Consider the following 6,178-nt stretch of genomic DNA (forward strand, 5'->3'; position numbering starts at 1 on the left):
CAGGAACCAACTGTCCGCCGATGTGCCAACGGCACCGGACGGGAGCTGCCGAACCAGGCGGCTGCCGGTAAAGTGGCGTGATGAGCACTTCGCATCCCGCTGTTGCATTGGAAGTCACCGCGCTGAAAGCCGACAGCTTTGGCCGGATTTCGCTGATGCGCGACCACAGCGGATTATTCATACGTCGTGACCTCGCCCATGTGCCGGCATGGCTGCGGCTACCGGCATGGTGGCTGGCCCGACGCGAAGCGCGCGCCTTGCAATGCATCGACGGAATGCCGGCTACGCCGCGCTTGTTACGCTGGGACGGCCGACGCCTGGAGCGCAGCTACATGGAGGGCGCGGCGATGTACCAGGCTCCGCCGCATGGTGACCTGGCGTATTTCCAGGGTGCCCGCCATTTGTTGCAGCAGCTCCACCGGCGCGGGCTGGCCCACAACGACCTGGCCAAGGAGGCCAACTGGTTGGTGCTGGTCGATGGGAGCCCGGCGATCATTGATTTCCAGCTGGCCGTTCGTGGCCACCCGCGCTCGCGCTGGATGCGCCTGCTTGCACGCGAAGACCTGCGCCATCTGCTCAAGCACAAACGTACTTATTGCCCGGAGATGCTGACCCCGGTCGAGCTGCGCGTGTTGAAACGCCATTCCTGGGTACGCCAAGCGTGGTTCGCCACCGGAAAGCCGGTATATCGCTTCATCACCCGCCGGCTGCTGCATTGGGAGGATAACGAGGGCATGGGACCGAAGCCCTGAGATCGTGGGTGCAGGCATGGAGTCACTGCCTACAATGGGCCGACCCCACGACTGGAGCACTCATGCCCACCTTGTCAGGCAAGACCTTGTTCATCACCGGTGCTTCGCGTGGCATCGGTCGTGCGATTGCATTGCGGGCGGCGCGCGACGGCGCCAATATCGTCATCGCGGCCCGCTCGTCGTCTGCCCATCCCAAGTTGCCTGGCACCATCCACACGGTCGCGGCGGAAGTCGAGGCGGCAGGTGGAAAAGCGTTGGCGGTCCAATGCGATATCCGCGACGAGGCACAGGTCGATGCGGCCGTCGCCGTCGCGGTCGAGACCTTCGGCGGGATCGATATCCTGGTCAACAATGCCAGCGCGATCTGGCTACAGGGGGTGCTGGACACCCCGATGAAGCGTTTCGACCTGATGCACCAGGTGAATGCACGCGGTAGCTTCCTGTGCGCGCAAGCTTGCCTGCCGCACCTGCAGAAGGCATCCAACCCGCACATCCTCACCCTGGCCCCGCCGCCCAGCCTGGATCCAAAGTGGTGGGGACCGCATACCGGCTACACCCTGGCCAAGATGGGGATGAGCTTCGTGACGCTTGGCGTTGCGGCGGAGTTCGGGCCGCAAGGCATAGCGGTCAACGCGTTATGGCCACGCACGATCATTGCCACCGATGCGCTCAACATGATCCCCGGTATCGATGTAGCCGGCTGTCGCAAGCCGGAGATCGTCGCCGATGCCGCGCACGCGGTGCTGGTGCGTCCGGCCGCTGGCTTCCACGGCCAGTTCCTGATCGATGAGCAGGTGCTGGTCGAGGCGGGCGTCGAGGACTTTTCCGTCTACGCGATGGATCCGGGGCAACCGTTGTTGCCGGACCTTTTTTTGTAGTTTGAGGAGTGTTTGATGAAATACCTGCATGCAATGGTCCGCGTCCATGACCTGGACGCCACCAGCCGGTTCTTCACCGAAGGCCTGGGCCTGGTGCAGACCCGCCGGATGGATAACGCCGAAGGCAAGTTCTCCCTGGTCTATTTCGGCGCCCCGCAAAACCCAGAAGCCGAGATCGAGCTGACTCACAACTGGGGTTCGCAGGAGGACTACGGGAACGCGCGCAACTTTGGCCACCTCGCCTTCTAGGTCGACGATATCTACGCGACCTGTGCCCACCTGCAATCGCTGGGTATTGCGATCAACCGGCCGCCGCGCGATGGCCGGATGGCGTTTGTGCGTTCGCCGGATCTGATCTCGATCGAGTTGCTGCAAAAGGGCGAGGCGCTGCCTGTGGCCGAGCCGTGGGCGTCGATGCCAAACACCGGGCACTGGTGACCGGCTGCGGCCGCTCGCATGCAAGTGGCCGCTTACTCGAACCGTTCCGGCAACTCGGTGCCGCAGTGGCGGCAGAACAGCGCCTTGGGGTCGTGATGCTCCAAACCGCAGGTCGTGCAGCCGCGGTCGTCGCGATGTTCGCCCGGCTCGGGTTGCGCACTACTGCGCATGCTGTTGGCCAGTTCAGCGGTGTAGATGCCGGTAGGCACCGCGATGATGCTGTAGCCAATCAGGATCAGCGCCGAGGCGATCAGTCGCCCGACAGGAGTGTGTGGGGTCAGGTCGCCGTAACCGACGGTCGCCATGGTCACGATCGCCCAGTACATGCCGGTCGGGATCGTGGAGAAGCCGTACTCCGGCCCTTCCACCAGATACATCAGCGCGCCAAAGACCATGGCAATGGTTACCAGGACACTGACGAACAGGAAGATCTTGCGGCGACTGCGCCATAACGCCCGGGTCAGCTGGCTGCCTTCATCCACGTAATGGGTCAGCTTGAGGATCCGGAACAGCCGCAGCACACGCAGGATCCGCACCACCAGTAAGGCCTGGGTGCCAGGGAAGAATACCGACAGATACGTCGGCAGGATCGACAGCAAGTCGATGATGCCCCACCAACTGAGGGCGTAGCGCAATGGCCTGCGCACCACCAGCAGCCGGAGCACGTACTCGCCGGTGAACAGCAGGGTGAAACCCCATTCGATCGTGTACAGCGCACGCGCATGGTCGATGCGCAGCCACGGATCGCTGTCGAGCATGATCACGATCACGCTGGCCAGGATCGCCACGATCAGCAGCAGGTCGAAGTTGCGCGACGGCGGCGTGTCGTGGTGATAGATGATGTCGAACCAGCGGCGGCGCCAGCCGGTTTCGGTCGCCGGGTTGAGCTGCGGGTTGAACAACAGACGCATGCGTGATCCTTCGTCGGCAGTTATGCGCGAGCGCCGTCAGGCAACCGGTTTCAATCCTTGCATGCCGCGAACGCCTCTCGCGCGGCGCTCACGGTGACGGCGATATCGGCTTGCTCGTGTGCACTGGACATGAAGCCGGCTTCGAACGCCGACGGGGCGAAGTACACGCCTCGTTCGAGCATCGCATGGAAGAAGCGGCCAAACCGGGCCGCATCAGATGCGGTGGCATCCGCGAACGATTCCACCGGACCTTCGCGGAAATACATACCGAACATCCCCGGCGCGCGGGTGGTGTGGAATGGTACGCCAGCCTCGCGCGCCGCCGATTCCAGTCCATCGCACAATGCATTGGTGCTGGTTTCCAGCGCATCATGGAAACCAGGCGCCTGGATCAGGCCTAGCGTTGCCAGTCCCGCGGCCATCGCGACCGGGTTGCCGCTAAGCGTGCCGGCCTGGTAAATCGGTCCGCTTGGCGCGACCTGGCTCATCAGCTCGCGTCGGCCGCCGAAGGCACCGACCGGCATGCCGCCGCCGATGATCTTGCCGAACGTGCTCAGATCTGGACTGACCTGATAGCGCTGCTGCGCGCCGCCCAGCGCGACCCGGAAGCCGGTCATCACTTCGTCAAAGATAAGCAGTGCCCCGTGCTGCGTGCATAGTTCGCGCAGGTGCTGCAGGTAGCCATCGCGCGGCAGGATGCAATTGGCGTTGCCGACGATCGGTTCGATGATCAGGCCGGCGATCTCGTCGCCGATCTCCTCGAACATCGCTGTCGCGGCGTCGAAGTCGTTGTATGGCAGGGTCGAGGTCAGGTCCGCGAGCGCCTTGGGCACTCCGGGCGAGTTCGGCAAGCCCAGGGTCAACGCGCCGCTGCCGGCCTTGACCAGGAAGCTGTCACCATGGCCGTGGTAGCAGCCTTCGAACTTGACGATCCGCGACCGTCCGGTAGCGCCGCGCGCAACCCGGATGGCGGACAGCGTCGCCTCGGTACCGGAGTTCACCATCCGTACCATCTCGCAGCTGGGCATGAGCCGGGTGATGGTCTCGGCCATCGTCACTTCCAGCTCGTTGGGTACCCCGAAGCTGAGGCCGTCGCGCATGGTTCGCGCAACCGCGTCGAGCACCTGTGGATGCGCATGTCCGGCGATCATCGGCCCCCATGAGCCGACATAGTCGATGTAGCGGTTACCGTCGACATCGAACAGATACGGGCCCTGCGCGCGCTGGGCGAAGAACGGCTCCCCGCCCACCGACTTGAACGCGCGTACCGGTGAATTGACGCCGCCGGGCAGCAATTGGCTCGCGCGGGCGAACAAGGCATGCGAGTGGTCGTGGTTCATTCGGGAAGTGCTCCAGCAACGGTGAAACAGGAAAGGTAGGCGCGGGTCGCGGCGACCGGGTCGGGGGCATCGAATATTCCGCCCACGACCGCCAGCAAGTCGGCGCCGGACTCGACCAGTACCCGCCCATTGTCCGGGGTGATCCCGCCGATGGCCACCACGGGCACTCCCAGGCGCGCCGCTCGACGCAGCAGTTCCGGTGGGGCGCGGCGAGCCAACGGCTTGGTCGTCGAGACGAAGAAAGCCCCAAAGGCGACATAACTGGCGCCCTGCGCTATGGCGTCAACCGCACGTTCCAGGCTGTCCTGACAGGTGGCGCCCAGGATGGCATGCGCTCCCAGCGCCGCACGTGCAGCGGCCAGGTCGCCGTCGCCTTCGCCCAGGTGAGCGCCGTCCGCCCCCAGCGCGACCGCCAACTGCCAATCGTCATTGATGATCAGTGGCACACCGTATTGCCGGCACAGCGGCTTCAGTGAAAGTACTTGTTGCTTCTGCAAGACGGCGTCGGCGGACTTGTTGCGGTATTGCAGCCAACCCGCGCCGGCGCGCAGGACCGGTTCGATCCGGGCAAGCAGTCGTGCGGTGTCCGGTTCATCGGGCGTGATCGCGTAAAGGCCCTTGCACGGCCAAGCTGGGTTCATGGGGAAGCTTTCACCTGAGGTGCGGGGATGGGATAATGAGATCTTCACCCTTCAGTTGAGCATTATCCGACCATGTCCGAGATCGCCTCCATTGTGGAGTTCCGCACCTGGATGTGTGTGGTGTGCGGCTTCATCTACGACGAAGCATCCGGTCTGCCGGAAGAGGGCATCGCGCCGGGCACCCGCTGGGACGACGTTCCAGAGACCTGGACCTGTCCTGATTGCGGTGTCACCAAGGATGACTTCGAGATGATGGAGCTGTGACACCGATGCCCGGTGATCGTCGCGAGCGAAGTTGTGCTGGTTGATGTCGCAGGCCAGCCCCGTTAGGGAACGCCGCGCCCCGAACCGACAGACCGGCTTTTCGTCAGTGTGTCGGGATATCCGGACCTAGTCGGAGTTCGGCACCGTTCTGCAGTCCCAGTCGAGCAGCCTGTCCAGCATTGAGTTCCAGCACGTATCGCGCCGGAGCATCACTGGGGTAGGGCGGACAGGCGTTGCCCGCCGAACACGGCGGGACATCACGTTGCTGTGACACCAGGCGACGGTCGTCGTCGAAGTACAGGATGTCCAATGGGATCCTGGTGTTCTTCATCCAGTAGGCTTGCGGTGACTGACGTTCATGGATGAACAGCATGCCGCGGTCATCGGGCATGTGGTCCCGAAACATCAGTCCTCGGGCGCGTTCCTCGTCGTCGTCGGCAATTTCCACCGCGTAGCGAGCGTCGCCCAGTTCAATCCACAAGCCATTGCCCGACGCACATCCGGACAAAAGCAGGGCGCCAAGCAGTAGTACGCCAGCGGAAATGTCTCGCATCCGGGTCATCGCCATTCCTCATTAATCCATACATCGCAAACTTTCCTGCACCACCGGGGGTGCGTCAAGCCGGCAAGTGAGGGAAACGCTGCGGCGGGTCTTCCCTGTTCATCCCCACTCGTGCAGACTACGCGGCCGCGCCCAGAGGTGAGCAGGGCGGCGGAGCGGGTAGAGGGCGTCACGAGGTGTTGACGTGCTGTGAAAACCGGTTAAGATGGTCGGCTCGACGCAGCAACAGCGCGACGGGGCAGCGGTAAAAAATCAGGCGAACAAGGTGTTGACGTTCTCCGGATCCGCTGTAAGATGTGCGGCTCGCTTGACCACTTCGGTGGCGGGCCAGGAACGCGGCGCTGAGGCCGGTTCCGATGATCTTTGACAGTGTGCGCAGGTGACTTGTGCGG

General features: G+C 63.6%; 8 protein-coding genes and 1 pseudogene. 4 read left to right on the forward strand and 5 right to left on the reverse strand.

Annotation, left to right across the window (positions count from 1 at the left end; genetic code table 11):
- Nucleotides 1–80: 80 nt before the first annotated feature.
- From ACW7G0_RS11640 to ACW7G0_RS11650, 3 genes and pseudogenes are all read left to right on the forward strand, one after another.
- Nucleotides 81–752 carry a serine/threonine protein kinase gene (locus tag ACW7G0_RS11640; RefSeq protein WP_456989748.1) on the forward strand — a complete coding sequence of 224 codons (672 nt, stop codon included), beginning with the start codon at nt 81–83 and terminating at the stop codon, nt 750–752.
- Nucleotides 753–814: 62 nt separating this feature from the next.
- Complete coding sequence (locus tag ACW7G0_RS11645) at nt 815–1,630, forward strand: SDR family oxidoreductase (RefSeq protein ID WP_456989749.1); 816 nt, start codon at nt 815–817, stop codon at nt 1,628–1,630.
- Between the two features lie 15 nt (nt 1,631–1,645).
- Nucleotides 1,646–2,068, forward strand: a pseudogene (locus ACW7G0_RS11650) (VOC family protein).
- 32 nt (nt 2,069–2,100) lie between these two features.
- Here the strand turns inward: ACW7G0_RS11650 and ACW7G0_RS11655 are convergent.
- From ACW7G0_RS11655 to thiE, 3 genes are read right to left on the reverse strand one after another with little or no spacing between them, the layout of a single operon-like run.
- Complete coding sequence (locus ACW7G0_RS11655) at nt 2,101–2,979, reverse strand: ion transporter (protein WP_456989750.1); 879 nt, start codon at nt 2,977–2,979, stop codon at nt 2,101–2,103.
- 50 nt (nt 2,980–3,029) lie between these two features.
- Complete coding sequence (gene hemL / locus ACW7G0_RS11660; RefSeq protein WP_456989751.1) at nt 3,030–4,319, reverse strand: glutamate-1-semialdehyde 2,1-aminomutase; 1,290 nt, start codon at nt 4,317–4,319, stop codon at nt 3,030–3,032.
- Nucleotides 4,316–4,960 carry a thiamine phosphate synthase gene (gene thiE, locus ACW7G0_RS11665; protein ID WP_456989752.1) on the reverse strand — a complete coding sequence of 215 codons (645 nt, stop codon included), beginning with the start codon at nt 4,958–4,960 and terminating at the stop codon, nt 4,316–4,318. Before thiE ends, hemL begins: the two co-directional genes overlap by 4 nt.
- Before the next feature lie 72 nt (nt 4,961–5,032).
- Here thiE and ACW7G0_RS11670 point away from each other — a divergent pair, with 72 nt between their 5' ends.
- Nucleotides 5,033–5,224: a rubredoxin gene (locus ACW7G0_RS11670; protein ID WP_456963401.1), complete on the forward strand. Its 192-nt coding sequence runs from the start codon at nt 5,033–5,035 to the stop codon at nt 5,222–5,224.
- Nucleotides 5,225–5,327: 103 nt separating this feature from the next.
- Here the strand turns inward: ACW7G0_RS11670 and ACW7G0_RS11675 are convergent, their stop codons facing one another.
- Both ACW7G0_RS11675 and ACW7G0_RS11680 read right to left on the reverse strand, forming a co-directional pair.
- Complete coding sequence (locus tag ACW7G0_RS11675) at nt 5,328–5,777, reverse strand: DUF192 domain-containing protein (protein ID WP_456989771.1); 450 nt, start codon at nt 5,775–5,777, stop codon at nt 5,328–5,330.
- Nucleotides 5,778–5,955: 178 nt separating this feature from the next.
- A partial coding sequence (locus tag ACW7G0_RS11680; protein WP_456989753.1) for a hypothetical protein occupies nt 5,956–6,178 on the reverse strand: 223 nt, incomplete at its 5' end.

It is taken from the genome of Lysobacter sp. A286 (assembly GCF_054052105.1).